At 71.9% G+C, this 26,380-nt stretch carries 29 protein-coding genes and 1 pseudogene; 14 read left to right on the top strand and 16 right to left on the bottom strand.

The genetic code is table 11. The features are described from left to right. The 3 genes from hflX to ACIWVC_RS26350 all read left to right on the top strand — a co-directional run. Window positions 1-963 (top strand): GTPase HflX (gene hflX, locus ACIWVC_RS26340; protein ID WP_396454716.1); only part of this gene is annotated, 963 nt, incomplete at its 5' end. Window positions 964-1,431: 468 nt separating this feature from the next. Then, window positions 1,432-2,646, top strand: a complete 1,215-nt coding sequence (gene hutI, locus ACIWVC_RS26345) for an imidazolonepropionase (protein ID WP_396445226.1) — start codon at window positions 1,432-1,434, stop codon at window positions 2,644-2,646. Window positions 2,647-2,679: 33 nt separating this feature from the next. After that, window positions 2,680-3,525, top strand: coding sequence for a DegV family protein (locus ACIWVC_RS26350; RefSeq protein WP_396445225.1), 846 nt, complete (start codon window positions 2,680-2,682; stop codon window positions 3,523-3,525). 4 nt (window positions 3,526-3,529) lie between these two features. Here ACIWVC_RS26350 and ACIWVC_RS26355 read toward each other — a convergent pair whose 3' ends face one another. Next, on the bottom strand, window positions 3,530-4,279 hold the full coding sequence (locus tag ACIWVC_RS26355) for a helix-turn-helix domain-containing protein (protein WP_396445224.1): 750 nt from the start codon (window positions 4,277-4,279) through the stop codon (window positions 3,530-3,532). 66 nt (window positions 4,280-4,345) lie between these two features. On the opposite strand from ACIWVC_RS26355, the gene ACIWVC_RS26360 reads away from it, so the two are divergent. From ACIWVC_RS26360 to ACIWVC_RS26370, 3 genes are all read left to right on the top strand, one after another. Next, window positions 4,346-5,662 carry an MFS transporter gene (locus ACIWVC_RS26360; protein ID WP_396445223.1) on the top strand — a complete coding sequence of 439 codons (1,317 nt, stop codon included), beginning with the start codon at window positions 4,346-4,348 and terminating at the stop codon, window positions 5,660-5,662. Between the two features lie 67 nt (window positions 5,663-5,729). Continuing rightward, window positions 5,730-6,428, top strand: coding sequence for a helix-hairpin-helix domain-containing protein (locus ACIWVC_RS26365; protein WP_396445222.1), 699 nt, complete (start codon window positions 5,730-5,732; stop codon window positions 6,426-6,428). Further along, window positions 6,425-8,758 carry a ComEC/Rec2 family competence protein gene (locus ACIWVC_RS26370; protein WP_396445221.1) on the top strand — a complete coding sequence of 778 codons (2,334 nt, stop codon included), beginning with the start codon at window positions 6,425-6,427 and terminating at the stop codon, window positions 8,756-8,758. Before ACIWVC_RS26365 ends, ACIWVC_RS26370 begins: the two co-directional genes overlap by 4 nt. Before the next feature lie 239 nt (window positions 8,759-8,997). Here ACIWVC_RS26370 and ACIWVC_RS26375 read toward each other — a convergent pair whose 3' ends face one another. Further along, window positions 8,998-9,423, bottom strand: a complete 426-nt coding sequence (locus tag ACIWVC_RS26375; protein WP_396445220.1) for a thioesterase family protein — start codon at window positions 9,421-9,423, stop codon at window positions 8,998-9,000. Continuing rightward, window positions 9,420-10,022 (bottom strand): TetR/AcrR family transcriptional regulator, encoded by a 603-nt coding sequence (locus ACIWVC_RS26380; RefSeq protein ID WP_396445219.1) that lies wholly within the window; start codon window positions 10,020-10,022, stop codon window positions 9,420-9,422. Before ACIWVC_RS26380 ends, ACIWVC_RS26375 begins: the two co-directional genes overlap by 4 nt. 437 nt (window positions 10,023-10,459) lie before the next feature. Between ACIWVC_RS26380 and holA the strand changes: the two genes are divergently transcribed. Together holA and ACIWVC_RS26390 are read left to right on the top strand one after the other, a co-directional pair. Then, complete coding sequence (gene holA / locus ACIWVC_RS26385; RefSeq protein WP_396445218.1) at window positions 10,460-11,413, top strand: DNA polymerase III subunit delta; 954 nt, start codon at window positions 10,460-10,462, stop codon at window positions 11,411-11,413. Window positions 11,414-11,459: 46 nt separating this feature from the next. Next, window positions 11,460-11,525 (top strand): annotated as a pseudogene (locus ACIWVC_RS26390) (DUF5954 family protein); the annotation flags it as partial. 70 nt (window positions 11,526-11,595) lie between these two features. Here the strand turns inward: ACIWVC_RS26390 and ACIWVC_RS26395 are convergent. Further along, window positions 11,596-12,009: an SRPBCC family protein gene (locus tag ACIWVC_RS26395; protein WP_396445217.1), complete on the bottom strand. Its 414-nt coding sequence runs from the start codon at window positions 12,007-12,009 to the stop codon at window positions 11,596-11,598. Continuing rightward, window positions 11,982-12,869, bottom strand: a complete 888-nt coding sequence (locus tag ACIWVC_RS26400) for a LysR family transcriptional regulator (RefSeq protein WP_396445216.1) — start codon at window positions 12,867-12,869, stop codon at window positions 11,982-11,984. Before ACIWVC_RS26400 ends, ACIWVC_RS26395 begins: the two co-directional genes overlap by 28 nt. Window positions 12,870-12,937: 68 nt before the next feature. Between ACIWVC_RS26400 and ACIWVC_RS26405 the strand changes: the two genes are divergently transcribed. After that, window positions 12,938-13,465, top strand: coding sequence for a hypothetical protein (locus ACIWVC_RS26405; protein ID WP_396445215.1), 528 nt, complete (start codon window positions 12,938-12,940; stop codon window positions 13,463-13,465). On the opposite strand, the gene ACIWVC_RS26410 is transcribed toward ACIWVC_RS26405, so the two are convergent. Both ACIWVC_RS26410 and rpsT read right to left on the bottom strand, forming a co-directional pair. Next, complete coding sequence (locus ACIWVC_RS26410) at window positions 13,407-13,943, bottom strand: RNA 2'-phosphotransferase (protein ID WP_396445313.1); 537 nt, start codon at window positions 13,941-13,943, stop codon at window positions 13,407-13,409. The genes ACIWVC_RS26405 and ACIWVC_RS26410 overlap by 59 nt on opposite strands. 64 nt (window positions 13,944-14,007) lie before the next feature. Next, window positions 14,008-14,277 (bottom strand): 30S ribosomal protein S20, encoded by a 270-nt coding sequence (gene rpsT, locus ACIWVC_RS26415; protein ID WP_396445214.1) that lies wholly within the window; start codon window positions 14,275-14,277, stop codon window positions 14,008-14,010. 205 nt (window positions 14,278-14,482) lie between these two features. Here rpsT and lepA point away from each other — a divergent pair, with 205 nt between their 5' ends. Beyond that, the gene (gene lepA / locus ACIWVC_RS26420) at window positions 14,483-16,357 is read left to right on the top strand and encodes a translation elongation factor 4 (RefSeq protein ID WP_396445213.1); all 1,875 of its coding nucleotides are present in this window, start codon (window positions 14,483-14,485) and stop codon (window positions 16,355-16,357) included. A 21-nt stretch (window positions 16,358-16,378) separates the two neighbouring features. Here lepA and ACIWVC_RS26425 read toward each other — a convergent pair whose 3' ends face one another. The 3 genes from ACIWVC_RS26425 to ACIWVC_RS26435 form a co-directional block, all read right to left on the bottom strand. Further along, the gene (locus ACIWVC_RS26425) at window positions 16,379-16,885 is read right to left on the bottom strand and encodes a DUF4870 domain-containing protein (protein WP_396445212.1); all 507 of its coding nucleotides are present in this window, start codon (window positions 16,883-16,885) and stop codon (window positions 16,379-16,381) included. Between the two features lie 141 nt (window positions 16,886-17,026). Then, window positions 17,027-18,412, bottom strand: a complete 1,386-nt coding sequence (locus ACIWVC_RS26430) for a hypothetical protein (RefSeq protein ID WP_396445211.1) — start codon at window positions 18,410-18,412, stop codon at window positions 17,027-17,029. Between the two features lie 83 nt (window positions 18,413-18,495). After that, window positions 18,496-19,392: a hypothetical protein gene (locus tag ACIWVC_RS26435; RefSeq protein ID WP_396445210.1), complete on the bottom strand. Its 897-nt coding sequence runs from the start codon at window positions 19,390-19,392 to the stop codon at window positions 18,496-18,498. A 163-nt stretch (window positions 19,393-19,555) separates the two neighbouring features. Between ACIWVC_RS26435 and ACIWVC_RS26440 the strand changes: the two genes are divergently transcribed. Together ACIWVC_RS26440 and hemW are read left to right on the top strand one after the other, a co-directional pair. Then, entirely contained in the window at window positions 19,556-19,996 is a 441-nt protein-coding gene (locus ACIWVC_RS26440; RefSeq protein ID WP_396445209.1) for a hypothetical protein, read from the top strand. A gap of 14 nt (window positions 19,997-20,010) precedes the next feature. Next, complete coding sequence (gene hemW / locus ACIWVC_RS26445) at window positions 20,011-21,219, top strand: radical SAM family heme chaperone HemW (RefSeq protein WP_396445208.1); 1,209 nt, start codon at window positions 20,011-20,013, stop codon at window positions 21,217-21,219. 179 nt (window positions 21,220-21,398) lie between these two features. Here the strand turns inward: hemW and ACIWVC_RS26450 are convergent, their stop codons facing one another. The 5 genes from ACIWVC_RS26450 to ACIWVC_RS26470 form a co-directional block, all read right to left on the bottom strand. Then, a complete protein-coding gene (locus ACIWVC_RS26450) occupies window positions 21,399-21,932 on the bottom strand; it encodes a tyrosine-type recombinase/integrase (RefSeq protein ID WP_396445207.1) in 534 nt (177 codons plus the stop codon). Window positions 21,933-22,015: 83 nt separating this feature from the next. Continuing rightward, on the bottom strand, window positions 22,016-22,402 hold the full coding sequence (locus tag ACIWVC_RS26455; protein WP_396445206.1) for a hypothetical protein: 387 nt from the start codon (window positions 22,400-22,402) through the stop codon (window positions 22,016-22,018). Window positions 22,403-22,507: 105 nt separating this feature from the next. Further along, window positions 22,508-22,750: a helix-turn-helix domain-containing protein gene (locus ACIWVC_RS26460; RefSeq protein WP_396445205.1), complete on the bottom strand. Its 243-nt coding sequence runs from the start codon at window positions 22,748-22,750 to the stop codon at window positions 22,508-22,510. After that, window positions 22,737-23,246 carry an ATP-binding protein gene (locus ACIWVC_RS26465; RefSeq protein ID WP_396445204.1) on the bottom strand — a complete coding sequence of 170 codons (510 nt, stop codon included), beginning with the start codon at window positions 23,244-23,246 and terminating at the stop codon, window positions 22,737-22,739. Before ACIWVC_RS26465 ends, ACIWVC_RS26460 begins: the two co-directional genes overlap by 14 nt. Beyond that, window positions 23,246-23,497, bottom strand: coding sequence for a hypothetical protein (locus ACIWVC_RS26470; RefSeq protein WP_396445203.1), 252 nt, complete (start codon window positions 23,495-23,497; stop codon window positions 23,246-23,248). The genes ACIWVC_RS26465 and ACIWVC_RS26470 overlap by 1 nt, the downstream gene beginning before the upstream one ends. A 244-nt stretch (window positions 23,498-23,741) precedes the next feature. On the opposite strand from ACIWVC_RS26470, the gene ACIWVC_RS26475 reads away from it, so the two are divergent. Further along, entirely contained in the window at window positions 23,742-24,587 is an 846-nt protein-coding gene (locus ACIWVC_RS26475; protein WP_396445202.1) for a helix-turn-helix domain-containing protein, read from the top strand. A 17-nt stretch (window positions 24,588-24,604) separates the two neighbouring features. Beyond that, a complete protein-coding gene (locus ACIWVC_RS26480; protein ID WP_396445201.1) occupies window positions 24,605-24,814 on the top strand; it encodes a DUF397 domain-containing protein in 210 nt (69 codons plus the stop codon). Window positions 24,815-26,303: 1,489 nt separating this feature from the next. Here ACIWVC_RS26480 and ACIWVC_RS26485 read toward each other — a convergent pair. Further along, window positions 26,304-26,380: DUF3097 family protein (locus tag ACIWVC_RS26485; protein ID WP_396454717.1), on the bottom strand; the 77-nt coding region annotated here is incomplete at its 5' end.

The raw sequence follows: 26,380 nt of genomic DNA on the forward strand, positions 1-26,380 counted from the left end.
GACATCTTCGCCCAGCACGCCAAGAGCCGCGAGGGCAAGGCGCAGGTCGAGCTGGCGCAGCTCGACTACCTGCTGCCGCGGCTGCGCGGCTGGGGCGGCAACCTGTCCCGGCAGGTCGGCGGGCGCGCCGCGGGCGGCGTCGGCATCGGCGGCCGCGGCCCCGGCGAGACCAAGATCGAGCTGGACCGGCGGCGGATCCGCACCCGGATGGCCAAGCTGCGCCGGCAGATCGCCGAGATGTCCAAGGCGCGCGACACCAAGCGCGGCGAGCGCCGGCGCAACCAGGTGCCCGCCGTCGCCATCGCCGGCTACACCAACGCGGGCAAGTCGTCGCTGCTCAACCGGCTCACCGGCGCCGGGGTGCTGGTGGAGAACGCGCTGTTCGCCACCCTCGACCCGACCGTCCGGCGCGCCGAGACGCCCGGCGGCCGCGCCTACACCCTCGCCGACACCGTCGGGTTCGTGCGGCACCTGCCGCACCAGCTCGTCGAGGCGTTCCGGTCGACGCTGGAGGAGGTCACCGACGCCGGGCTGATCCTGCACGTCGTGGACGGCTCCGACCCCGACCCCGAGGCCCAGATCGACGCCGTCCGCGAAGTGCTCCGCGAGATCGGCGCGGACCGGATCCCGGAGATCATCGTCATCAACAAGGCGGACGCGGCCGACGACCTCGCGCTCGCGCGGCTGCAGCGGCGCGAGCCGCACAGCGTCGTCGTCTCCGCCCGCACCGGGTTCGGCATCGACGAGCTGCGCGCGGCCATCGAGGCCGACCTGCCGGGGCTGGAGAGCGAGCTGCACGTCCTCGTCCCGTACGAGCGCGGCGACCTCGTCGCCCAGGTGCACGAGCGCGGCGAGGTGCTCAAGCAGGAGCACGTCGCCGAGGGCACGGTCCTGCACGCGCGGGTCCCGGCGGGCCTCGCCGGCGAGCTCGCGCAGTACGAGACCGTCTCCCCGACGGCCTGACCCCTTCCGGCGGCCCGAAACCGGCCCGGTCTCCGGGGAAACCCGGAGGCCGGGCCGTTCACCGAGGCCCGGATCGCGCCCCTCGGACACGACCGAAACCGGCAGAAGGGCCATCTCGGTCGCCGAACGGTGACAGCTTGTCCAATCCGCTTGACGGTGCGGTTGAAATCCGTACGGTCATAGAGCTAGGGGCGGGGTGATGGCTGTCGATGCGCTACGACGAAAGGTTGTCGGACGGGCCTTCGGTGCACTACCGTGACGAAACCGATATCTCCGGTCTCGTTGCCAGCGGTGGTCGTCCGGCCACCCGACCCTCCAACGGTGAGCTTGATCGCCGGCACCCAGTCGGTGTTTCGGATCGAGAGCAGGTGGCCATGGCAGGTCCGAACACTGGAATGAGGGCGGGCGGCCCCCTCCAGCGCCATCCCGCGCGGCACCGCGCACGGCTCCTCTCAGGTCGGTGACCCTATGACGGTACGGCTGTTGACGAACATCGGCAGGCTCTGGACGGGCACCGACGTCTGCAGCAACGCCGCGGTCCTCATCCATGACGACCGGATCGTCTGGGCCGGGCCCGCATCCGACCTCCCGCAGAGCGTCCCCGGCATCATCGACGACATCGTGGACGTCGACCACGTCGAGAACCTCGGCGGCGGCCTCGTCACCCCCGGCCTCATCGACGCGCACTCCCACCCCGTCTACGCGGGCAACCGCTGGGCCGAACTGGCCATGCGCACCAGCGGGTCGTCGCACTCCGCCATCACCGCGGCGGGCGGCGGCGTCAACTCGACCGTCACCGTCACCCGCGGCACCGACCCCTGGACGCTGTGCAACGGCGTCCGCGAACGGCTCCGCCAGTGGATCCTCGCCGGCACCACCACCGTCGAGGCCAAGACCGGCTACCACCTCACCCGCGACGGCGAGCTCGCCGACATCCGGATGCTGCGGTCGCTGGAGGGCGAGCCGTCCATGCCGCGCATCCACGCGACGTTCCTCGCCGCGCACATCCTGCCGCCCGAGTTCTTCGGCCGCCGCCGCGACTACATCGAGGCCGTCCGGCTGTGGGCCGGCGACGCCGCCGTCGCCGGCGCCGACTCGATCGACGTCTACTGCGACGAGGGCCACTTCACCGCCGAGGAGGCCCGCGCCCTGCTGCTCACCGGCAAGCGCGCCGGGCTGAAGGCCCGCATGCACGCCTGCGCCAACGAGCGCATCGGCGCGGCGCAGGTCGCCGCCGAGGTCGGCTGCGCGTCCGCCGACCTGCTCACCCAGGCCAGCGACGACGACATCAAGGCCCTCGCGCACGCCGGCGTCACCGCCACCGTCTGCCCCGGCAGCGCCCTGAACAGCAGCCGCTCGCCCGCGCCCGTCCGGCAGATGCTCGACCGCGGCGTCACCGTCGCGCTCGGCACCGACCACAACCCCGGGCAGTGCGGCATCACCTCGATGCCGCTCGTCATCGGGCTGTCCGTCGCCATGTTCGGGCTCAGCGTCACCGAGGCGCTGCGCGCCGCCACCCTCGGCGGCGCCGCCGCGCTGCGCGTCGGCGACCGCGGCTCCCTCGCCCCCGGCATGCTCGCCGACATCGTCCTGTGGGACGCCGACCACGAGGGCGCGTTCGCGTGGGCGTTCGGGCTCCGGGCGCTGCGCATCTGGCGCGGCGGCGTGCCCGTCCAGCCCTGACGCGCCTCCCCGGCGGCGGGTAGGGTCGCCACCATGGGCAGTGCGGTCGCGGTCGTCACGGATTCCACCGCCTACCTCCCCGCCGGGCTCGCCGGACGGCACGGGCTGACCGTCGTCCCGCTGCAGATCGCCGTCGGCGGCGCCACCCGCGACGAAGGCGACATCAGCGCCGCCGAGGCCGCGCAGGCGCTGAAGGAATGGCGCCCCATCACCACGTCGCGCCCGGCGCCGGAACGCTTCGCCGACGTCTACAAGGCCGCCGCCTCGTCCGGAGCGGCCCACGTCGTCTCCGTGCACCTGTCGGCCGCCCTGTCCGGGACCGTCGAGGCCGCCCGCCTCGCCGCCCGCGACGCGCCCGTGCCCGTGACCGTCGTCGACACCGGCACCATCGGGATGGGGCTCGGTTTCGCCGCCCTCTCCGCGGCCGCCGCCGCCCTCGCCGGCGGCACCGCCGAGCAGGCCGCCTCCGCCGCGTCCCGCCGGGCGGAACTCACCCGGTCCCTCATCTACGTCGACACCCTTGAGCACCTGCGGCGCGGCGGCCGGATCGGCGCCGCCGCGACGCTCCTGGGGTCGGCGCTCATGGTGAAGCCGCTCCTGGACATCGCCGACGGGCGGATAGCGCCGCTGGAGAAGGTGCGCACGTCCACGCGCGCGCTGGCCCGGCTCGAAGAGCTGGCCGTCGCCGAGGCCGGCGACCGCAAGGTCGACCTGGGCGTCCAGCACCTGTTCGCCTCGTCCCGCGCCGAAACGCTCGCCGCGCGCCTGCGCGAACGCATCCCCCGCGTGGAGGACGTCTACGTCGGCGAGGTGGGCCCGGTCATCGGCGCCCACGTCGGTCCCGGCATGCTCGGCGTCGTGGTGGCGCCCCAGCTCTGACGGGTCAGGTCGTGAGGAGCCGGCGGAGAGCGGCCGGTGGGTGGCCCGTCTCCGCCTTCACCGTCCGGGTGAGGTGCGCGTGGTCGGCGAAACCGAGATCGGCGGCCAGGCCCGCCAGGTCGCGCTCGCCCCGTTCGATGCGGTCGAGCGCGCGGCTCACCCGGACCCGGTTGCGGTAGCGGGTGACGGACATGCCGGTCTGGCGGCGGAACGTCCGGCTCAGGTGGGACGGCGAGACGTCCAGGAACCGCGCCAGCGGGACGAGCCCGGACGCCTGGGGATGGCCGCTGACGATGGCCTCGCGGGCCTCGTCCACCAGTGCGCGACGCGTTCCCCGCGCGTCGTCCAGGCTCAGGTGGTCGAGCAGGCTCAGCAGGTGTTCGGCCGCCTCGTAGGCGGCGTCGGGACCGGCGCGCAGGAGGAGGCGATGGGCGACGTCCGCGCGCGCCCCGACCCTGACCATGCCGGACTCTCCCCGCCATAGATCGGGGGAGAGGGTGATGGCGGTGCACACGTCACCGCCCGCGGGGTGCGCGAACTGGCCCTCCTCGTCCGGAGCCTGCGCGTAGCCCATCGTGGGGTCGATCACCGCGCGTCCCCGGCGCGAGCGCATGCGGAACCGTCCCCGCCTGACCAGGACGACCTGGTGGCCGGTGAACGGCTCCGGTTCCGACCAGCCGGGCCGGTGATCCGTGCAGCGCACCGTGTGGACGGCGAAATCGTCCGTCACGGCCACAGGCGTCGACTGGCGCATGGTCGCCATCGTACGCAGGACAAACATCTTCAAGCGTTCCCGGCGGCCTCGATGGAGACTCGCCGAATGGTCGGACGATGGCTGCTGGTGGTCCTGCTCGCAGGGCAGACGATGGTCTCGATGGACGGCTCCATCGTGGCGGTGGCGATGCCCAACATCGCGGAGGGGCTGCATTCGTCTGGGGCGCTGCTGCAACTCGTCACGGGCGGATACAGCTTCGCCCTGGCCGTACTGGTCGTCACGGGCACGCGCCTGGGGGACAAGTGCGGATACCGCGCGATGTTCTTCTTCGGGCTGTTCGGATTCACCGCCGCGTCCCTGGCGTGCGGGCTGGCACCGAACGGCGCCGTGCTCGTCGCCGCGAGGGTGTGCCAGGGCGCGTCGGCCGCGATGCTGCTGCCGCAGGTGCTCTCCCTCATCCAGTTGGCTTTCGACGGGACCGCCCGAGCACGTGCGCTCGGGCTCTATTCGATGGTCCTGGCGCTGGGGGTCGCCTTGGGGCAGGTCATGGGAGGGGTCATCGTGACCCTCGGCGGGAGCTGGCGCCCCATCTTCCTGGTCAACGTCCCCATCGGCGCACTGCTGCTCGTCATAGGGCCGCGGGTGATGCCTCCGGAACCTACGAAGGAAACGCGTCTCGACCTCGTGGGCGTGGCGCTGCTCTCGTGCGGGATGGCCGCGTTCGTGGTGCCGCTCGTGCTCGGGAGGGAACAGCACTGGCCGGTCTGGACATGGCCGTCCCTGGCGGTCGGCTGCGCCCTGCTGGGGGTGTTCTGCGCTTACGAGCTGAGGGCGGCGTCTCCGCTGCTGGACCTCTCCGTGTTCCGGAGCCCGTCCGTCCGGCCCGGCCTGTTCGCCGCCTGCTCGGTGATGGGCGCCTACGCGGGGTTCCTGTTCACGCTCGCGCTGTATCTGCAGGACGTCCTCGGCTTCTCACCGCTGCGGGCCGGACTCACGTTCGTCCCGTACACGATGGGGTTCGCCACCGTGGGCCTGGGCTGGACCCGCTTTCCGCTGCGGACGAAGCTTCCCTCGGCAGGCCTGCTGTCCTTCGCCATCGCCGTCTTGGTCTTGGCCGTCCTGACTGAGAACGGCTGGCCGGCGCTGCTCTCGGTTCCGCTCCTGTACGTCGCGGGCGCGGGGCACGCCGCCGGGTTCAGCCCGCTCGTCGACCGCGTCGCGGGTGCGGTGGGGCCTGCGAGGGCATCGGCGGTCTCCGCGCTGACGAACACCGGCGCGCTGCTGGCGAACGTCCTCGCGATCGCCGTGTTCGGCGGCGTGTACCTCTCCGACCCGGACTCGCTGCGGCGCGTCACGGTGCTCATCGCCGGCCTCCTGGTGCCGGCCGCTGCCGCCGCCCGCACCGCCACGGGGCGCCGCTGACGCAGAGTTATCCACAATTGCTCAACGTGCCGCGACGGGGCGCCGCGCCTCCCTAGCGTCGGACGGCATGAGACCCGACCCGCACGACCGCCTGCACACCTTGATGGGACGGCTGAAGCCGCCCTCCCCGCCGTCCGACGCGCCCCCGGCCGCCCGCTTACGCGCGACGCCCGACCGGTCCCACGTCCGGACGCTCGTCCTCATCGGCGTGGTCGCGGCCCTGGTGGCGGCGGGCTACCTGTGGCTCGCGCGCCCGCGCCCGCAGGCGTCCGCGGCCCCGATGGCGAGCGCCGCGCTCACCGACCCGCGGCCCACCGCGTCCGCGGCCCCGGCGGCGGCGTCCTCGGTGGTCGTCCACGTCCTCGGCAAGGTCAGGCACCCGGGCGTGGTCACGCTGCCGTCCGGGTCCCGGGTCGCCGAAGCGATCAAGGCGGCCGGGGGCGTCCGCCGGGGCGCCGGGACCGGCACGCTCAACCTCGCCCGCAAGCTGGTGGACGGCGAACAGATCCCGGTCGGCGTCCCGCGCCCCACGCCCGCGCCGGCACCCGCCGCGTCCGCCTCCGGGGCGCCCGGCACACCGCTCGACCTGAACACCGCCACCCCCGACCAGCTCGACGACCTCCCCGGCGTGGGCCCCGTGCTCGCCCAGCGCATCGTCGCCTACCGCACCCAGCACGGCGGTTTCCGCTCGGTCGAGCAACTCCAGGAGGTCAGCGGCATAGGCGCCCACCGGTTCGCCGACCTGAAACCCATGGTCCGCGTGTGACCCGCGACATCCGCCTGCTGATCCCCGCCCTCGCCACCTGGCTGACGGCCGGCGTGACCTTGGGCCTCTCCCCGAAACTCACCTACGCGCTGGCGGGCACCGCAGCCCTGGCCTCTTTCTTCCTCCTGACTTCCCGCCGCAGCCCCGGCGAAGAACGTACGGATGCGGGATCGGGCGGGCGGTGCCGTCGTGACCGGGGCGGCGGTGGGCCGGGCGGGCGGCGGATCGTCGTCGGAGTCATGCTGGCGTGCGCGGCGGCGTCGGCGTGCGGGGTGGCGCTCCGGGCGACGGCCGTGGCCGGCGGTCCGGTGCACGACCTCGCACGTACCGGACGGTTCGCGACGGCCGAGGCGGTGGTGACCGGCGATCCGCAGGAGAAACCCGGCCACGCCCGACGCATGATCATTGTTCGCGCCCGGGCGGAGGCGGTGCGGCATGCCGAGGTCCGCGTCCCGGTGCTGCTCATCGCGGCCGACCCGCGCTGGCTGCGCCTCATCCCCAGCCAGCGGGTGCGGCTGCGCGGGCGGTTCGTGCGGCCCGAGGGCGGCGGTCTCCTCGCCGCGGTCGTGATCGTCCGGGGGCCGCCCGACGTCCTCGGTCCGCCGTCCGCGCCGCAGCGCGCCGCCGAGCGCGTGCGGGCGAAGCTGCGGGCGGCCGTGGAGCGCCTGCCGCCCGACCGGCGCGGAGTCCTGCCCGCCATGGTCGTCGGCGACACCTCCCGCCTCGACCCCGCGCTCGCGGCGGATTTCCGCACCGCGGGGCTCACCCATCTCCTCGTCGTCTCCGGAGCGAACCTGGCGATCGTCGTCGGTGCGGTGGCCGGGCTGTGCCGCCTCACCGGCCTCGGCCGCCGCCGCGCCCCGCCCGTGGCCGTCGTCGCGGTGGCGGCCTTCGTCCTCGTCGCGCGGCCGGAACCGAGCGTCCTGCGGGCGGCGGTCATGGGCCTCATCGGCCTGCTGGCGCTGTTCACCGGCCGGGAACGCCAGGGGCTTCCCGCGCTGGCGGCCGCCGTCCTGCTCCTCGTCCTGATCGATCCCGGGCTCGCGCGCTCGTACGGGTTCGCGCTCTCGGTCCTCGCGACGGCCGGGCTGCTGGTCCTGGCGCCGCCGTGGCGGGAACGGCTCTCCCGCCGGCTGCCCGGTCCCCTCGCCGACGCCCTCGCCGTCACGGCCGCCGCCGAGGTCGCGGTGGCGCCGGTCCTGGTGATGCTCTCCGGCGAGGTGGGCGTGGTGTCCGTCTTCGCGAACCTGCTGGCCGCGCCCGCCGTCGCCCCCGCGACCCTCCTCGGCGCGCTCGGCACCGTGACGGCCCTCGTCTCGCTGCCCCTCGCCCGGCTGATCGTGTGGCCCGCCGGCCTCGCCGTCGGCTGGATCATCCGGGTCGCCCGCACCGCCGCCGCGCTGCCCTACGCGACCCTCCCCTGGACGGGCGGAGCCCTCGGCGCCGCGACCCTCCTCGCGGCCGGCGCGGCGGCGGTCCTGGTCCTGCGCAGCCGCCGCCTCCGCGTGATCGCTGCCGCCGCCATGACCGGCGTACTGGCCGGCGTCATCGCCGTGCGCGCGCTGTCGCCCGGCTGGCCGCCCCCCGGCTGGCAGATGGTCGCCTGCGACGTCGGACAAGGTGACGCACTGGCGCTGTCCGCCGGCCCGGGCCGGGCCGTCGTCGTCGACACCGGCCCGGAGCCGGCCCCGGTCGATCGCTGCCTGCGGCGTCTCCACGTGACGGACGTCCCGCTCCTGATCCTGACCCACCCGCACGCCGACCACATCAACGGCACGTCCGGCGTCCGCCGCCACCGCACGGTCCACCAGGTCCTCACGACCCCTGCCACCTCGGGCCGCGAGGCCCGCTACACCTCGGGTCTCAGTTCCCGCCCCGCCGAACCGGGCCAGCGATGGCGCATCGGCGACCTGACGCTCTCGATCCTGGCCCCGCTCGGCCCCGCCCGACCCCTCTCACCGGAGGACGACGGCACCGCGATCAACAATGCGAGCGTCGTCCTCGTCGCCCGCAAACCAGGCTTCAGCGCCCTCCTCGCAGGCGACATCGAAACGGACGCCCAACGCGCCCTGGAAGCGACCGTTCCCCGCGTCGACGTCCTGAAAGTCCCGCACCACGGCTCGCGCAGCCAGGACCCGGGCTTCCTCGCCGCCGCGCACGCCGCCATCTCGCTGATCTCAGTCGGCGAACACAACGACTACGGCCACCCCTCACCCGCGACCCTCGCCCTCCTGCGCCGCCTCCACACCCAAATCCACCGCACCGACCAGGAAGGAGACATAGCCATAGTCCGCACCGCAACCACCATCACAGCCATCACCCGCAACTGACCGCCCCCAACGCGCCATCAACAACCCGACGACGTGCCTACAGGGGCGCCGGGGCCGGCACGCTCAACCTCGCCCGCAAGCTGGTGGACGGCGTGACCTTGGGTCTCTCCCCGAAACTCACCTACGCGCTGGCGGGCACCGCAGCCCTGGCGTCCCTCTACCTCCTGACTTCCCGCCGTTCTCGACCAGTGGGTGGGCGGGATCGATGATGTGGAGGTGGGTGTCGAACACTCGCCGGCTTATCGACGGGCTCCGACCTGCGGGTGCGGCAGCCGACTCACGAAGCGGTCGTGGTTGACCACGCCACGCCGGTGGCTGCCGGTGCTGATCACGGCGTGATCGTCACGGGCGGTGACGTCGAAGGTCAGGGCTCGTCCCTCGACGCCGGTCAGCGTGACCTCGATGGTCACGGTCGCCCCCGGGACGGTCGGCGCCTGATGGGAGAGGTCGACGTGGGTGCCCAGGGTGATCTCGCCGTCCTCGAGGTGACCCTTCACCGTCTCGATGCAGGCCCACTCCACGATCCCGACCAGGTAGCCGGTGGCCAGTACGTGCGGCATGGCGGCGAAGTCGCCTGATTCGGGCAGCAGGTGCGGCACCGTGCGGGTCGCCGGAACGACGTAGGTCATCGTGTGGGTCAGTCCGGGCTGCAGGGTCTCTTTCAACGGTTCTCCTCGGCGGGTACGGGCAGGGGCAGGGCGGGCGCGGCGGCGATGAGCGCCGCGGCGGTGCGGCGGGCGTCCTGGATGGCCGTGGTGTCGCCGGTGGTGACGACGCGGGCGTTCGCGCCGTCGATCAGCAGTGCCAGGGTCGAGCCCCACCACGGTGGGTCGGGCAGCCCGTCTTCCTCGGCCAGGTCGGTCAGCACCGTACGAAGCCAGGCCTTGTACTCCGCGATGACCTGGCGCGCAGGGTGCTCGGGGTCGGGCAGCTCGGCGGCGGCGTTGGTGAACGGACACCCGCGGAACCCCGGTTTGGCGTGGCCGATGGCGAACCAGTCGAACAACCGCAGGACCTGGCTCGCGGGTGGATCGACGGCGTCCGCCAGATACGCGCCGATTGCTTGTTGCCGCTGCTCGCGGCGACGATCCAGGACGGCAGCGATCAAGCCCGCCTTCGAGCCGAACTGCGCGTACAAGGTCGGCTTGGAGACCCCGGACTCCTCGACCACACGATCGACGCCAATGGCGCCGATCCCCTCCGCGTAGAAGAGCGCCGCGGCCACCTCCAGGATTCGCTCGCCGCTCATCGACCACTTCGACACGCGGGTTAACTTACAGGTCTGTAAACCGCAGTACAAGAGCGGGTCGGCTCACAGTCGGGAGGTCTCACAGTGGCCGCCGGGGTCCGGCGGTGTTCAGCCATCAACCCACGCTGTCATCTGCAGCACGGCGGCGTAGGCTTTCAGACACTCCCGACCGCTCTGCTTCGAGCTGGCCGACGTGCATTGGCGGCATGCCGGCCGGGCGGGACGAAGCGCTGCGGGAGATACAGGGGCGGTGGACGCGCACAGCGCCGATCCGCGGGGCTCGACCCCCGACTGCCGCCGCGTCCAGGACGCCCCTACTCGATGAGCCGGGATGGCCCAGGACCCGGGGTCCCTCTACCGGCTGCGGCGGGAGCCTCCGGACGGCACGCGGAGGGCGTCACGGTGCTGCTCGGCGGTACTGAGCCCGTCCTGGGGCGTGGCATGCTGCTGGTGTGGCGGTCGAGTCGGTTGTGCTGGTGATCGGGGACGAAGAGCTGCTCGTGGAGCGGGCGATCGGGGAGGTCGTCGCGTCCGCGCGGGCCGAAGATCCGGAGGTGGAGGTCATCGACCTGGCGCCCGGGGGGCTTGAGCCGGGGCGGATCTCGGAGTTGACGTCGCCGTCGCTGTTCGGGGGCGGGAAGGTGCTCGTCATCCGGTCGGCGCAGGACCTGGGGAAGGACCTGACGGCCGAGGTGCTCAAGTACGCCGGGAACCCGGCGGAAGAAGTCGTGCTGGTGGCGGTCCATCCCGGTGGGGCCAAGGGGAAGGCGCTGGTGGACGGGCTCACCAAGCTCAAGGCGCGCAAGATCTCGTGCCCCAAGGTGACGAAGGCGGGGGAACGGGTCGACTTCGTGCGGGCCGAGATCCGCCGGGCGGGCGGGAAGATCTCCGCGGACGGGGCGCGGGGGCTGATCGACGCGGTGGGGAACGACCTGCGGGAGCTGGCGTCCGCGTGCAGCCAGCTGGTCGCCGACACCGGCGGGAAGATCGACGACGCCGCGGTCGCCCGGTACTACCGGGGGCGCGCGGAGGTCAGCGGGTTCACGGTGGCGGACAAGGCCATCGAGGGGCGGCTCGCCGAGGCGCTGGAGCAGCTCCGGTGGGCGCTCGCCACGGGCGTCGCGCCGGTGCTGATCGTCAGCGCGCTCGCCCAGGGGGTGCGGGGGCTGGCGAAGGTCGGCGGCGCGCCGAGAGGAGCGCGGGGCGCGGCGCTGGCGAAGGAGCTGGGCATGCCGCCGTGGAAGATCGACCGGGTGCAGAAGCAGCTGAGAGGCTGGTCCGGGGACGGGGTCGCGCGGGCGCTCGCGGCCGTCGCCGAAGCCGACGAGCAGGTCAAAGGCGGCGCCGCCGACCCCGCGTACGCGCTGGAGAAGACCGTCGCCGCCATCGTCGCCGCCCGGGGCTGACCGCATCGGCTGTGCGACGACGACGGGGCCATGAGCGGGGCGCCGGTTCGGCGCCGTGCGGGTCTCCCGGATGGCGCGGGTCGGGTCGGACGGTCCGGAAGGGCCGAGGCCGTCCGACCGGGAACGCTACGACAATCCCGCCGCCTGCGGCGCCGGCCGAGGGGCATCGGCGCCAGGCGGCGTCACTGCTCGGCCTTGGCCTTCAGGCCGTTGGCCTCCATGGTCACGTAGCGGCGGCTCAAACGGCCCGTCAGCAGGCCGATCAGCGGGGCCAGAGGACCCTTCTGGTCGAGGGTCAGGCGAGCGGTCACGCCCTTCTCGTTCGGGACGATGTCGTGCGCGGCCGTGGTGGTGACGCCGGGCGACCGGGACTCCCAGGTGAAGGTCTCGTTCTCCTTGAAGGCGGTGACCGTCCACACGGCGGCGGGCAGCTTCGGCTGGTGGACGCGCGCCCGGCTGGAAAGGCCGAACGGCTTGTCGAGAACTTCGACGCGGTCGATCGAATCGGTCATCTCGGGCCACCGCTCGACGTCCTTCAGGAGGTTCCAGACGGTCTCGGGGGTGGCGTCTATGTCAACTGAGATCTCGAAATGCACGGTGTACTCCTCACAGCTCTGCGGACGGCGGACAGAAGGTCGGCGACCAGGGGGTCGTCCGCCCGGCCCGGCAGATGCAGAGCGTAGTAGGGGACGGCGGGCAGGTCGATGATCTCGCGCGCGGTCAGGCCGGGCGGCGGGGGGACGCAGCCGTTCACCACGGCCAGGCCGATCCGCAGCGAGGCGAAGTGGAGCATGAGCGGCCAGCCCTCGGCCTCGACCGCGAGCGACCAGGGGACCTCGGCGGCGCGCAGCGCGCGCTCCAGCGTGACGCGGTGCGGGCCGGCCGGCGGCGGGACGATGAGGCTCGTCCCCGCGAGGTCGGCGAGGGCGAGGCGCGGCTCGGCGGCCAGGGGATGGTCGTCCGGCATGACGAGGGTCTGCGGGTAGGACGCGAGCAGCTCGGTCTCCACGTCGGACGGCAGCACGTCCAGGACGGCGACGCCCACGTCGGCGCGGCCGGTGCGGACGGCGGCGAGGGTGCGGGCGCGGTCGCCGTTGATCAGGCGGACCCCCGGGCGGACGGCGTCGCCGAGCAGGTACAGGTAGGCGCCCTCCCCGGCGCCGAGCACGGGCGCGCGGGACGCCGCAGTGCCGCCGACCTCGGCGAGGAACGCCGCCACGCGGGCGTCGAGGTCGCGGGCGAAACGGGCGACCTGCTCGCCGGCCGGGGTCAGGGCCAGGCGGCGCCCGTGCCTGGTGTAGAGCGGGCGGCCGAGGGTCTCGGCGAGTTTCCGCACCTTGACGTGGAGGGCGGGCTGCGAGATGTGGAGCTCGTCGGCGGCGCGGGTGAAGTTGAGGTGGTCTGCGAAGACGGCGAACGAGGCGAGCGCGTCCGTGGAGAGGCGGCTCAAATCCATAGATAGAACTATAGCTGGAGTGGCTATTAATAGTTCTGCTTTAGGGATGGGGGGTCGAGAGTTGAGGCATGGACATCGAACCTCGGCTCGGCATCGACTTCGGCCGCGTCATTCACGGGGGACTTCTGGGCCCGGGCGACGATGACACCGCCTTCCTGGACGGAAGCTTCGAAGAGGCGCTCGCGTCGCCGGCGACCGAAGGCGTCTACGAAGTGCTGCCCGGGCTCATCGAGGCTTTCGAAGGGCGCGCCTGGATCATCTCCAAATGCGGTGACCGCATACGGGAAAGGACCCTGGCGTGGCTCGACCACCACGACTTCTACGCCAGGACGGGCCTGCCCAGGACGAACGTCCGGTTCTGCCGGAAGCGGGCGGAGAAGGCGCGGCACTGCGCCGAACTCGGCATCACCCACATGATCGACGACCGGCTGGACGTGCACCGGGCAATCCGCGGGATCGTGCCCCACCGGTACCTGTTCGGGCCGCGCGGAGGCCCGGACTGGGTGCGGCACGTGCCCGACTGGGCGGCCGCCGAGGTCATTCGCGAAGATATTCCGGCGGGACGGACCCGGCCAGCCACACGCCGTTCGCGCTGACCCGGAACTCGTGCCCGTCGGCGGCCATCCGCCCGGATTCGACGGTGAGGACGACCGGCCGGCCGCGGCGGGCGCCGACGCGCCGGGCCGTCTCGCGGTCGGGGGAGAGGTGGACGGCGTGCCGGCCCATCGGCTGCAGCCCCTCGCGCAGGATCGCGTCCACGGAGCGGCTGGCGGTGCCGTGGTAGAGGAACTCCGGCGGAGGCACGGCGGGCAGGTTCAGCTCGACCGGGATCGAGTGCCCCTGGACGGCCCGTATCCGGTCGCCGTCCAGTTCATAGCGCTTCTTGTCGTTGGCCTCCACCACGTGCTCCAGTTCGGAGCGGGTGAAGGCGAAACCGTGCCGTGAGGCGGCGGCGAGCAGTTCGGCGACGTCCGCCCAGCCCTCCGGCGAAAGGGAGAGGCCGATCCGCTCGGGGCGGTGCCGCAGGTGCTTGGCGAGATACTTGGAGATCTTCACCATGCGGCGTTCGTCCATGGACATCGGCCCCGGAAATGCGTCGGAGCCGGCGCGCATGCGGCCGGCCCCGGGCGTGCGGTGGTTACTCGGACTGCAGGGCGGCGGCCTGCTTGGCGATCGCCGACTTGCGGTTGGCGGCCTGGTTCTTGTGGATGACGCCCTTGCTGACGGCCTTGTCCAGCTTGCGCGCGGCGAGGCGCTGCGCGGCGATCGCGTCGTCGACGTTGCCGGCCTCGGCGGCCTCGCGGAACTTGCGGATCGCCGTCTTCAGCTCGGACTTGACGGCCTTGTTGCGCAGGCGGGCCTTCTCGTTCTGCTTGTTGCGCTTGATCTGGGACTTGATGTTAGCCACGTCGTAGTGCCTCAGCTTGGTAGCGATCCACGCCTGCTCACCGGCAGGCTCCAACGGAATGTCTGAACGGGGGCGGACGGTGCCCCCCGGGCACGACGCTACGCCACACGCAGTCGCACAGCTTACCAATCACCGGTGCCCGCCCCAAACCGGGCTGTGCACGGAGCACCGCGCCCGGCATGGGACTATGGAAGCACATCCATCCATGCCCACCAGTGAGTTTTGCGAACGGACCCCGGTGCCAGCGCCTCAGCCCGACAAGACCGATCCCGCGATCATCCGCAACTTCTGCATCATCGCGCACATCGACCACGGCAAGTCGACTCTCGCGGACCGGATGCTGCAGCTGACGGGTGTGGTCGAGGAGCGCCGGATGCGCGCCCAGTACCTCGACCGCATGGACATCGAGCGTGAGCGCGGCATCACGATCAAGAGCCAGGCCGTCCGGCTGCCCTGGACGTCCGGCGGCGTCGACCACGTCCTGAACCTGATCGACACCCCCGGGCACGTCGACTTCTCCTACGAGGTGTCGCGGTCGCTGGCGGCGTGCGAGGGCGCGGTCCTGCTGGTGGACGCCGCGCAGGGCATCGAGGCGCAGACGCTCGCGAACCTGTACCTGGCGCTGGAGGCCGACCTGCACCTCATCCCGGTGCTGAACAAGATCGACCTCCCGGCGGCGCAGCCGGACAAGTACGCCGAGGAGCTGGCCGGGATCATCGGCTGCGACCCGTCGGACGTGCTGCGCGTGTCGGGCAAGACCGGCGAGGGCGTCCGCGAGCTGCTCGACAAGATCGTCGAGGAGGTGCCGGCGCCGGTCGGCGACCCGGACGGTCCCGCCCGCGCGCTGATCTTCGACTCGGTGTACGACACCTACCGGGGCGTCGTCACCTACGTGCGGATCGTGGACGGGCACCTGTCCCGCCGCGAGAAGAGCCTGATGATGTCGACCGGGGCCGCGCACGAGACGCTGGAGGTCGGCGTGATCTCCCCCGAGCCGGAGCCCGTGCAGGGCCTCGGCGTCGGCGAGGTCGGCTACCTGATCACCGGGGTGAAGGACGTCCGGCAGGCGCGGGTCGGCGACACCGTGACCGGCGCGTCCCGCCCGGCGCCCGAGCCGCTCGGCGGCTACCGCGACCCGAAGCCGATGGTGTTCTCCGGCCTGTACCCGGTGGACGGAGACCAGTACCCGGAGCTGCGGGACGCGCTCGACAAGCTGCGCCTGAACGACGCCGCGCTGGTCTACGAGCCGGAGACGTCGGCGGCGCTCGGGTTCGGGTTCCGCTGCGGGTTCCTCGGCCTGCTGCACATGGAGATCGTCCGGGAGCGGCTGGAGCGCGAGTTCGACCTCTCGCTGATCTCGACCGCGCCGAACGTCGTGTACCGGGTGGTCATGGAGGACGGGACGGAGCACACCGTCACCAACCCCAGCGAGTTCCCCGAGGGCAAGGTCGGCGCGGTGTACGAGCCGGTCGTGAAGGCGACGCTGCTGTCCCCGGCCGAGCACATCGGCGCGATCATGGAGCTGTGCCAGGGCCGCCGCGGCGCGCTGCTCGGCATGGACTACCTCTCGGAGGACCGCGTCGAGATCCGCTACACGCTGCCGCTCGCCGAGATCATCTTCGACTTCTTCGACCAGCTGAAGTCGCGGACCCGCGGCTACGCCTCGCTCGACTACGAGCCCAGCGGCGAGCAGGAGGCCGACCTCGTGAAGGTCGACATCCTGCTGCAGGGCGAGTCGGTGGACGCGTTCAGCCAGATCGTCCACCGCGACAAGGCCCGCGAGTACGGGCTGATGATGACCTCGAAGCTGAAGGAGCTCATCCCGAGGCAGCAGTACGAGGTGCCCATCCAGGCGGCGATCGGCGCCCGGATCATCGCCCGGGAGAACATCCGCGCGATCCGCAAGGACGTCCTCGCCAAGTGCTACGGCGGCGACATCTCCCGCAAGCGCAAGCTCCTGGAGAAGCAGAAGGAGGGCAAGAAGCGCATGAAGACCATCGGGCGGGTGGACGTCCCGCAGGAGGCCTTCGTCGCCGCCCTCTCCACGGGGGGCGGCGACGCCGACAAGGGCAGGAAGTAGTAGCGCCGGCCCGGCGCGGCCCTACTTCAGGATGGGCCACGCCACCACGGCCGGTACGCGGCGGAACTCGCCTCGGTTGGCGGCCCGTCCCGCGTAGACGAGGAAGAACATCACGGCGGCCGTGAACAGCAGCGGCACCCAGATGAAGAAGTCGACGAGCAGGGACAGCGGCCCGAACACGAACCACACGGTGATCGCGGCGATGCCCATGTTGAGGCCCTGCGCGGCGTGCCGCCGGACGAACGGCGAGCCGGGCTTGCCGAAGAAGACGATGGCCGGTGCGACCGCGCCGACGAGGAACTGGCCCACGTACGCCATGAGCGACCACGTCCGGTCGTCGTGGCTGACGGGCCCGTAGTGTCCGGGCATCTGGGCGGTGCGCCCGCCCTGCTGGGGCTGCTGCCAGGCCGCGCCGGGCTGCTGCCGGGGCTGCTGCCAGGCGTTGCCGGGCTGCTGCCAGGGGGCCTGCTGCGGCTGCCGTCCGGGCTGCTGCCCTCGGCCGGGCGACGGGGGAGGCCCGTAGGCCATGGCGGACGTCCTCTCCTCTAGTTCGCTGTGCGAGCTATTGCGCGAAGTGTATGACGCTTTCGACGCCTGAAGAGTTCGGACGGGTTCCCCGCGGCCGCCCGCCCCGTGGCCGTTTCGCGCCACCGGGGCGGGGCCGCCTCGTCAGGGCCGCCAGATCACCGCGGACGGGTTCGCGGGTGTGAGCGTGACCGAGCCCGCCCACGCGACGGACGACGGCCGCGGCAGGTACGACTCGTCCAGGAAGAACGCCCGGTTCACGGACGTGACCGTCACCGCCGCGCCGTTGTCCCCGAACCCGGTCGGGGTGCGGACGGCCTCGATGCTCGCGATGTCGGAGATCCGCGTCCCCTCAGGCAGCTCGACGGTGGTGGCGACGGCGCCGTCACGGTCGATCGCCCAGGCCGGCTCGCCGTGGTCGGACCGGTACGGCTTCGACGGGTCGGACTTCAGCCGGACCCCGAGCGCCACACCCGGCGCCGACCCCCACCCGGTGGGCGCGCCGGTCGTCTTGGCGAACTCCGCGAAAAGGTACGTGCGCGGGTCGCCGACCGCCCGCGTCGCCGGGTCGGACGGGCTCTCGATCTTCCCCTCCCGCACCATCTCCTGCGCCGCGACCCGGTACGTCCACGGCTCGCGGTCCATGACGACCTCGCGGGCGCGGCCCTCCGGCCGGGTCTGGGACGCGTCGAGGAGGAAGCGCAGCGGCGGATCCGGCGAGATCACGTCGCACATGTTGTTGTTGGACGTGCACGTCTGCAGCACCGGGTGGTCGCCCTCGTAGCGGCCGGTGAACTTGAGCGTGAGGTGCAGGGGCGCCTGGTACACCGCGGTTCCGCCGACCCGGTTCCCGGACGCGTCCACCTCGACGCGGTAGACCCATTCGATGTCGGCGGTCCGGCCCCAGCGGGCCATCAGCGCGGGCGTGTCGGTGCCGCCGTCCTCGTTGCTCCACACCACCGAGTACTCGATGACGCGGTGCCCGGGCGTGGCGGCGGCCCGCGTCTCGTGCCAGGCGATGAGCGGGGTGTCGGTGACGGCGTTCTGGTAGGGGTCGCCGAAGGGCCAGCCCGTCCGGCCGACGACGATCGGCGCGTGGCGGAGGGCGACCGCGTCCGACACCCGCACCGCGGTGCGGCGCAGGGTGACGCTGCGCGCGGCGGGCGCGCCGCCCTCCGCGAAGCGGATCGCCACCTTGTGGCGGCCCTTCCCGACGTGCCCGAGCCCGAGGCTCCGGGGGATCGGGTCGGACGAGGGGACCACGAGGTCGGTCACGTGGCGTCCGTCCACCGCGACCGACACGACGGCGGATTCGGCGCCCTCGCTGACCCACGAGACGCCCGGGGCGGACGCGGCGAAGGAGATCACGGCCTCCCCGGCGCGGCGGGCGGTGAACGCCAGCGACGCGGCGGGCCCGCCGCGGTGGACGGTGATCGCGCCGGACGCGGCGGCGTGGGCGGGCGGGGCGGCGAGGGCGAGGGGAGCGCCGGCGAGGGCGGCGAGCACGGCATGACGCGCACGGCTTCTCATGATCAGGGAAGCTAGGGCGGCCGGGTCGCGTTCCGGTGACGGCGCGGTCGCCCGCCGGTGTCGGCTCCGTGAGGCGCCCCGCCTCAGACGCGGCTGCGGTGCGGGACGCGGAGCGCCGCGCGGCCCGCCGGCTGCTGCAGCGACACGGCCGTGAACCGCTCCGCCTCGCCGGGCCGGTCGGGTCCGTACAGCGTGAGGCCGGACGCCGCCAGCCGGACCGCCCGGCCCCGCCGGACGACGTCGTGCCCCAGTTCCCGCAGCAGCGCGACGACGTCCCGGGCGGGCTCGTCGAGCAGGTCGACGCCGTCCAGCCGGAACCGCATCTCCGGGTTGCCGCTCCAGCCGGGCGACCGCTTCCCGCAGATCTCCGCGAGCCGCTCCACGCCGTCCTCGCCGCGGTCGGTGGACAGCGCGAGCGTCCCGCGCCCCACCCGCACGCTGCGGTGGTCGGCCCACCCGCACAGCAGCGACGCCTTCGGCGGGCGGGTGCCGCAGCGCTCGGCGACCGCGGCGAGCGTCGTCCACGCGTCGGCGGCCCGGGTGGAGAACAGCAGGCTCGCGTCCGGCAGCAGCGCCCCGCGCCCCGGCTCCAGCGTGATCACGAACGGCGCGACCCGGCCGGGGAACCGCGCCGGATCGGCCTCCCGCAGTGTGACCAGGCCCTCCCACTCCACGGGCTCGTCCACCGCGAACCAGGTGATCACGGCCTCGACGCCGAGGGCCCGGAACGTCGCGTCGGTCAGCCGCTCGGCGACCGCCTCCCGCAGCCCCTCGGCCGTCTCGGCGAGCCGGCGCCGCCACCACGGGGGCTCGGGATCGCCGTCCGCGCCCGTCGACCAGCGCGTCCCCGCGCCGGGGAAGTCCGAACGCCGCTCGCCGCCGGCGGCGTCGACCACCACGCAGTGCCAGCCGTCCGGCCCGCCCCGCAGCAGCACCCGCGCCGGCGCGCGTCCCCGCTCGTCCGCACCCTCGTCCACCATCCCGACGACATTATCCACCCAAGAGGGTCGGCACGCTCCATTCCGGCCGCCCGGCGGGTGGTTTCCCGACGACACGGCGGGGGTTGCTCGACCTCGGCGCGTATGTCGGTACGGTCGGAGACGGCGGCCAGACGGTCCCGACCCGACCTCCCGGAGGTAGCGCGTGACCCACCCCGAGCAGGTTCTGCGTTCCGCGAAGGAGCGGGAGACGGTGAACGGCGCCGTCCGCGCGCTGCGCTCCGCCGCCCCGGACGGCTGGGAGCGGCTCGACTTCGAGTTCCGCGCGACCGTCGGCATCGACAGCGCGTCGTTCGAGGTCGAGGACGCCGACGGCGGGCGGCGCACCGCGATCCCGCCCGGCCAGGCCATCGGCAGGATGGACGAGCTGCGCCGCGTCATGTACCGGAACGGCAAGGGCGCCTGGTTCACCGCGCGCCTCCGGATCGAGCGCTCGGGCCGCTTCAGCGCCGAGTTCGACTACGACGGGGAGCCGGAGTTCACCCCGCCCCTCACCCCGTCCGCCTACGCCCTCGACCTCGACCGCTTCCCCCGCTCCGAGGCCCACATCCCCGACTGGCTGCGGGCGAAGCTCGACGAGGTCTGAGGCAGACTCGAAGGGTGCCATCCACGCTGCCCGACGGCGACCCCGTCCCCTCCGACGGCGCCCTGCCCGCCAGTGCCCTGCAGGGCCTGGGGGACCGCCCCTTCGCCTTCTACGTCCATGTGCCCTTCTGCGTGACGCGCTGCGGGTACTGCGACTTCAACACCTACACGGCGACGGAGCTGGGCCCCGGCGCGAGCCGCGACTCCTACGCCGACACCGCCGTCAGCGAGGTGCGGATGGCCCGGCGCGTCCTCGGGGACGCCGATCTCGCCGTCGAGACGGTCTTCGTGGGCGGCGGCACGCCCACCCTGCTTCCGCCGGACGACCTGGGCCGCGTCCTGGCGGCCATCGACGCCGAGTTCGGGCTCGCCGAGGACGCCGAGGTCACCACTGAGGCGAACCCCGAATCGGTGGACGAGCCCTACCTGGCCAAGCTCCGCGAGGCCGGATTCACCCGGATCTCCTACGGCATGCAGAGCGCGCGCGAGCACGTCCTGGCGGTCCTGGAGCGCACCCACACTCCCGGCCGCGTCCCCCAAGTGGTCGAGTGGACGCGCAAGGCGGGCTTCGAGCACATCAACCTCGACCTCATCTACGGCACACCGGGGGAGACCGACGACGACTGGAGGGCCTCCCTGGAAGCAGCGCTCAACGCCGAACCCGACCACGTGTCGGCGTACGCGCTCATAGTCGAAGAGGGGACCCGCCTCGCCGCCCAAGTGCGACGCGGCGAACTCACGCCCCCCGACGACGACGCCATGGCCGACCGCTACCTCATCGCCGACGAGATGCTCACCGCCCATGGCCTGCGCTGGTACGAGATCTCCAACTGGGCCGCCGACCCCACCGCCGCCTGCCGCCACAACATGCTCTATTGGACGGGCGCCGACTGGTGGGGCGTCGGCCCGGGTGCGCACAGCCACGTCGGCGGAACCCGCTGGTGGAACGTCAAGCACCCCGCCGCCTACGCCTCCCGCCTGGCCGAGGGCACGACTCCGGCGCACGCCAGGGAGATCCTGACGGACGAAGACCGCCGCATCGAACGCATCATGCTCGAACTGCGCCTGGCCCAGGGCTGTCCCACCGCCCTCCTAGACGACAAGGCAGTACGCAAGGCGATCGAAGAGAACCTCCTGGAGGAGGCCCCCTACACCGAAGGCAGAGCCGTCCTAACCCAACGAGGCCGCCTACTGGCCGACGCAGTAGTCCGAGACCTGACCTGAACCAACAGGCCACTGCGAGGCGCGCCGGCCGTTCAGTTGCGGCGTGTTGGCCCCTATGGGCCCGCCGGGAGGGGCAACATGCCGCAAGTCAACCTCAGCCACCGTGCGGCGTGTTGGCCGTTCAGTTGCGGCGAATGCGTGGTCTCGTCTCTTTAGGCCATTGACCTGCGGAAACGAGGCTACGCGTCCGCGGGACTAGTGGTTTGGCCCGTGGATAGCCCGTCAGTGTTGGAGTCGTTCGCGGACGGCTCAGAGCCGCTGAGAGCAGCGTCAATGAGCCGGTTTGCTTCTTCTTCCATGCCGGTGAACCAGTGCGCGTATGTGGACAGCAGGACCGTTAGGGAGTGTCCCAGACGGCGCGCCACCTCCGTTGCGGGAACGCCGGAGTTGAGCAGCAGGGACGCGCAGCCGTGCCGTAGATCATAGGGCCGCTTGGCCAGGCCCGCCGCTTGCTCGGAGTCGGTCAGCGCGACGGCCCGCGCCCGCTGCCACAGCTTGCCGTACATCGCGTTGGTGATCGGCGCGTAATCGGCACCGGCCGCCGTGTCGAAGAACACCCGCCCGTCCGGAGCCGTCCCCCACCGCTCCAGATGTGCGCGCAGCAGCGCGACCAGGACGGGAGGCAGCGGGACGATTCGCACGTCACCGGCCGGACGGTGCTTGAGGGAACGCTGGTCGTACTTGCCGCCGTCATCGGTCCACTTGTCGCCCACGTCGGGAGTCCTTGCATCAACCGGGCGGTGACCTCAACGCCGAGCAACCAAGTTCAAGGGTTCCGAGCCCGGCCCGTTCCCGGTCAGGCCCACTCCCGCACTGGAAACAGGCGGTGCTTCAACAGCGTGTCCAGGGCACCGGCCGCCTCTTTGACGTCACCGCACGGCGCGATGAATCCCACTCGCCGGTCGCCCGCCTCGAAGTAGCCCCACGCCCCATCCGGCAGCGCCCGGACCGTCACCACGGCCCCGATGTCCTCGCCGTGCCCACTGGCGTACACCCACAGCAGCGGCACCGGGAACCGGAATTCCCGCCTGTCGTACAGCCCCACGCACCGCCAGCCCAGCGGCAGCACCGCGACCCGCAGCGCCTCCAGGCGCCGCACCGCCACATCATGGTTTCCCAGCGTCCGAGCGTCCAGCACCAGCCGCAACCGACCGACCGCTCTGACCAAATCCTGCGCCCTCACGCACGCCCCTCCTGATTCCCGATCCCTGCACCTACGCCCTGGCAAGTCCGGCAGGGGACGCGGCGGCCCACTGGTACCCCACCCGAGCCACCGCGCCCCCTGCTTTCACCCGCCGGTCACCGCACCATCACTAAGCAGGTGCTCGACCTGCTGACGGCTGTACCGGCGCTCCCCTCCTGGCGTACGGATCGACGCCAACTCCCCCCTCTCAGCCCAGCGCGCGACCGTCCTGCGGTGCACGCCGAACATCCTGGCCACTTCACCGGGCCGTATGACCCACTCAGGACCGAAATCCCAGCCATCAACGAACGTCGGCCGGTTCACCGTCCGCTTGTTACTGCGCCCCATCGCAGGCACCCCGCCTCCGCCCCGACGCCACCGAGACCCGCGCCCACACCCATTTCCCGACCGGTTCGATCGTCAGGGTCACCCCGCAGTCGTCCGCCAGCGCCTCAATGATCGGTACACCTCGGCCCCCCGTACCGTCGTTGCGGTCTATGGCCAGAGCCTCCGCGTCCGGAGCCGCATCCCCCAGCACTGCCTCCAAAGGGCGCTTGCGCACGGGGCTGCGGTCCGAGGGGTCCCACACCGCCAGCAGCACCCCGGCAGGCTCCAGCTTGAGCCGCACCCGGATCTGTCCGCCCTGTGCCCCATGGAGCACGGCGTTCGTAACCAGCTCACTGGCGATCAACGTCATGTCATCGCTCAGCCACGCCAGCCCCCACGACGCCAGCCGCAGTTCGACCAGCGACCGGACCTGTCCCGGAGCCGTCTTCGCCGCCAGAAACTCGGTGTCCAACTCGTGGGACGCGCTGACACACCCCTGCACCCCGTGGCCGCTCATCACGACCACTTCGCCACTTGCCGCAGGACCAGCCCGGCACGTTCCGCCGCCGCCTCCTCGTGACCGACCTCCCCGATCACGTTCCCGCTCTCGCAGCCCCACCGGAACCACCGGCCGTCGCACACGATCACCAGTTCGCGCCGCGCCCCAAACGACGCCAGCAGCGTCCCTCCGTGCAACTCCGCCCGGTAACCCAGTTCCGTGAGCTGCGCCGCAAGCACCTCTAAGGCGTTGCCCGTACCATCTGTCATGGTCCGACTCCTTCCAGTCGGGCTAGGCCCCGGATCACCCCGACGTGCCCAGCGTCGGGCCGGGGCCGTTTGCGTTTGGCCCACGTTCCGCCATTCGATGTGGAACGCTGTGCACAGCATGCTCCTGCCCTGTAGGCAAATGCAAGGTATGCATCCGCATTGATTGCAACGATCAAGGTTGTTGAGGGCAACATGCTGAGGTAGCCAGACTGAGACCCCGCGCCGTCACCAGGAAGGGTGGACTGTGCCAGCACCAACCGTCAGGCTCAGACGGCTTGCCGCCGAACTTCGTCAGTTGCGCAGTGTCGCTGATCTAACACGCGAGGAGGTAGCCGAGCGGACCGGGGTAAACGTCGCCACGCTCTACCGCATTGAGACGGCCCGTGTGCGGCCTCAGGCCCGGACGCTCGCCGCCCTCCTGGACGTTTACGGGCTTGAAGAGCCAAAGCGCACGGAGCTGATGACTCTGCTCAAGCAGTCCGCCCACCGAGGTTGGCTCAACACCTTCGCGACCGACCTGCCGGAGCGCTATACCTCCTACATCGAGTTTGAGGCCGAAGCCTCCGAGGTCCTGAACTACGAGTGCCTGTTCATCCCCGGCCTCCTCCAGACCGAGGGCTACGCCCGAGCCGCGATTGAGGGCGCTCTGCCCGAATCCACGCGCGACGAGATCGAAAGCCGCGTAGAGGCGCGCATGCAGAGGCAGGCCGTCCTCTCCAAGGAGCAACCTCTCAAGCTTTGGGCGATCGTGGACGAGGCCGCCATACGGCGCGTCGTGGGCGGTCGCGACGTCATGCGGGAGCAGTTGGAACACCTGGTGCGCATCACCGAACTCCCAACCGTGCATCTTCAGGTGATCCCTTTCAATGCGGGAGCCCACCCAGGCATGCCCGGCTCGTTCGTGGTCATGAACTTCGCCGAGGCCCTTGGGCCGGAGATCGTCTATATCGACAGCCAGGCCGGAGACCTCTTCCTTGAGGAGGAAACGGACATCTCCCGGTATAACCTGGTCTTCACGCATCTTCGTGCCGTAGCGCTCAGTCCGAGTGCATCAGTGTCACTGCTCGCTGCAACGGCGCGGGAGCACTAGCCAGTAAGAGGAGCATGATGACCACCCCGCACGACCCGTCGCGCGTCAAGTGGCGGAAGAGCAGCCGGAGTAGCGGCAACGGCCAGTGTGTCGAGGTCGCCAGCATGCCATCCGCTGTTGCGGTGCGTGACAGCAAGCTGTCGGCCGGACCACACTTGACCATCTCCGCACAGCAGTGGCGCCTGATCCTTCGAGAGATCAAGGCCGGACGCCACGACGTGAGCTGACACCTCCCGCTGCTGTGTGAGGATTTTCCCTACGTAGGTCAAGGCGCGCGGTGCATCGCCGCGCGCCTTCGCGCATGCAAGCCCGACCGGACGGAACAGGATCGGTCGGAATCGTCGTCAATGAACGTACCGGCGGGCACGAGACCACGACGACCTCCGGCCGCCGTGGCTCGGCCCGCCGACGCCCTGACAGCCTCCCGCCGCCATGCCCGCCATCGAGCACCCGGCGCACCAGCGCACCACGTCCGTGCCCGCTGACGCCGGGTACCCGCTCAACGCCCCAGCAGGCGCGCAAGGTTCGGCTACTTCGGTTCCCAACCAACCCCGACCCCCGCCCCTTGCAACGACCCGCCTCCGGCGTAGGGCTCTACCCATAAGAGCGTGTGCGGCACGGTCAGCGCGCTAAGCCGCCGTCGCGCAGACTGGACAAGGAGGGCACGCGCGCAGACCCCCACGGGGGCAAGGTCGGTGCAGGGTCGCCGGGCGCGGGCTTGGGCGGGGTCCCCTCCGGCGGGCCGCCCCCGGCCTGATGTCGGGCAGCCGCACGGCAGCCCGGAGCCACGCGAGGCTAGCAGCCCGCCGCCCCACCCAAGCCCGCGCCCGGCTCCCCACGACAGCACAGGTCAACGCACGGAAAGAACACGCCCGGCATGCCCCCGCGCCCCTGCCGCTGACCGGCAGCCGCTACCGCCCTGCGCACCTACCGCGCCGCACAACAGGCGGCCGCCGGCCCGCTCCCAGCTGCGAACACTTGGCACCCGTACCGGCACCGCGCCATCCTGGATCAGAGCGCCAGGAGGGACGACCCGATGAGCCAAGACTTGGCCGCCGTCATCGCCGACCAACTCAGGCGATCCGGGCAGGCCAGCACCGTCTACCATTCGCCCGACGAGCGCGACCGGCTACGCGCCGCCGGACGCCGAGCCGGGCGACTACTAGACCGTCCCGTCCGGACATTCGACACCGCCGCACGGCATCCACGCTGCGACGCCGACCAATGCGGCACGGTGCTTATCGCCGTCACTGATTGGGGTACCAACCCCCTAGAGCGCCAGCTCAGCGAGACCCGCGCCAACAAGGCCATAGACCGCGCCCTAGACGGCCCGTAGCCAGCGGCAACCGTTCCGGGCCATGGCCCGCAGGTGGCCCGCGAACAGCGAGCACCAGCGGAAACCAGTGCGCGCTAGTGAGACAAGATCAACGCCAGCGCCGGACGCCGAGCAGCCAAAACCGCAGGTCATCCCGCGTTTCCGCATGTCAACGGGGCGGCACCCGATCTCGCGGATACCGCCCCGTCAGAGGGTCGATTCACTTGCGGTGTGTTGCCCCTATGGGCCTGCCGGGAAGGGCAACACGCCGAGAGTCAACCTCTGCCGCCGCGCCACGGGCAGGCACGCGAAGGGCGCTCTGCGCCCGGAGCGGGCATGCCTGTGTCGCTAACGGGATGCTTCCAGGGGGTCGCCCCCCTGGGCAAACACAGCCCCCTGGGCTACGCAGTTACGAAGTCGATCAGTTCTTCTACGCGGCCTAGCAGGGCCGGTTCCAGGTCGGTGTAGGTGTTGACCG

Origin of the sequence: Actinomadura sp. (assembly GCF_044508335.1) — a bacterium.
In the GTDB taxonomy this organism is placed as follows: domain Bacteria; phylum Actinomycetota; class Actinomycetes; order Streptosporangiales; family Streptosporangiaceae; genus Spirillospora.

Bases quoted from the DNA above. Each gene is read 5' to 3' on its own strand.
- ACIWVC_RS26470 (WP_396445203.1), bottom strand. From the start codon at position 23,497: ATGACAGATGGTACGGGCAACGCCTTAGAGGTGCTTGCGGCGCAGCTC.
- ACIWVC_RS26480 (WP_396445201.1), top strand. From the start codon at position 24,605: ATGACCACCCCGCACGACCCGTCGCGCGTCAAGTGGCGGAAGAGCAGC.
- ACIWVC_RS26430 (WP_396445211.1), bottom strand. From the start codon at position 18,412: ATGAGAAGCCGTGCGCGTCATGCCGTGCTCGCCGCCCTCGCCGGCGCT.
- ACIWVC_RS26465 (WP_396445204.1), bottom strand. From the start codon at position 23,246: ATGAGCGGCCACGGGGTGCAGGGGTGTGTCAGCGCGTCCCACGAGTTG.
- ACIWVC_RS26365 (WP_396445222.1), top strand. From the start codon at position 5,730: ATGAGACCCGACCCGCACGACCGCCTGCACACCTTGATGGGACGGCTG.
- hutI (WP_396445226.1), top strand. From the start codon at position 1,432: ATGACGGTACGGCTGTTGACGAACATCGGCAGGCTCTGGACGGGCACC.
- ACIWVC_RS26435 (WP_396445210.1), bottom strand. From the start codon at position 19,392: ATGGTGGACGAGGGTGCGGACGAGCGGGGACGCGCGCCGGCGCGGGTG.
- ACIWVC_RS26460 (WP_396445205.1), bottom strand. From the start codon at position 22,750: ATGGGGCGCAGTAACAAGCGGACGGTGAACCGGCCGACGTTCGTTGAT.
- ACIWVC_RS26360 (WP_396445223.1), top strand. From the start codon at position 4,346: ATGGTCGGACGATGGCTGCTGGTGGTCCTGCTCGCAGGGCAGACGATG.
- ACIWVC_RS26350 (WP_396445225.1), top strand. From the start codon at position 2,680: ATGGGCAGTGCGGTCGCGGTCGTCACGGATTCCACCGCCTACCTCCCC.
- ACIWVC_RS26355 (WP_396445224.1), bottom strand. From the start codon at position 4,279: ATGCGCCAGTCGACGCCTGTGGCCGTGACGGACGATTTCGCCGTCCAC.
- ACIWVC_RS26410 (WP_396445313.1), bottom strand. From the start codon at position 13,943: ATGGACGAACGCCGCATGGTGAAGATCTCCAAGTATCTCGCCAAGCAC.
- ACIWVC_RS26400 (WP_396445216.1), bottom strand. From the start codon at position 12,869: ATGGATTTGAGCCGCCTCTCCACGGACGCGCTCGCCTCGTTCGCCGTC.
- ACIWVC_RS26425 (WP_396445212.1), bottom strand. From the start codon at position 16,885: ATGGCCTACGGGCCTCCCCCGTCGCCCGGCCGAGGGCAGCAGCCCGGA.
- ACIWVC_RS26405 (WP_396445215.1), top strand. From the start codon at position 12,938: ATGGACATCGAACCTCGGCTCGGCATCGACTTCGGCCGCGTCATTCAC.
- lepA (WP_396445213.1), top strand. From the start codon at position 14,483: ATGCCCACCAGTGAGTTTTGCGAACGGACCCCGGTGCCAGCGCCTCAG.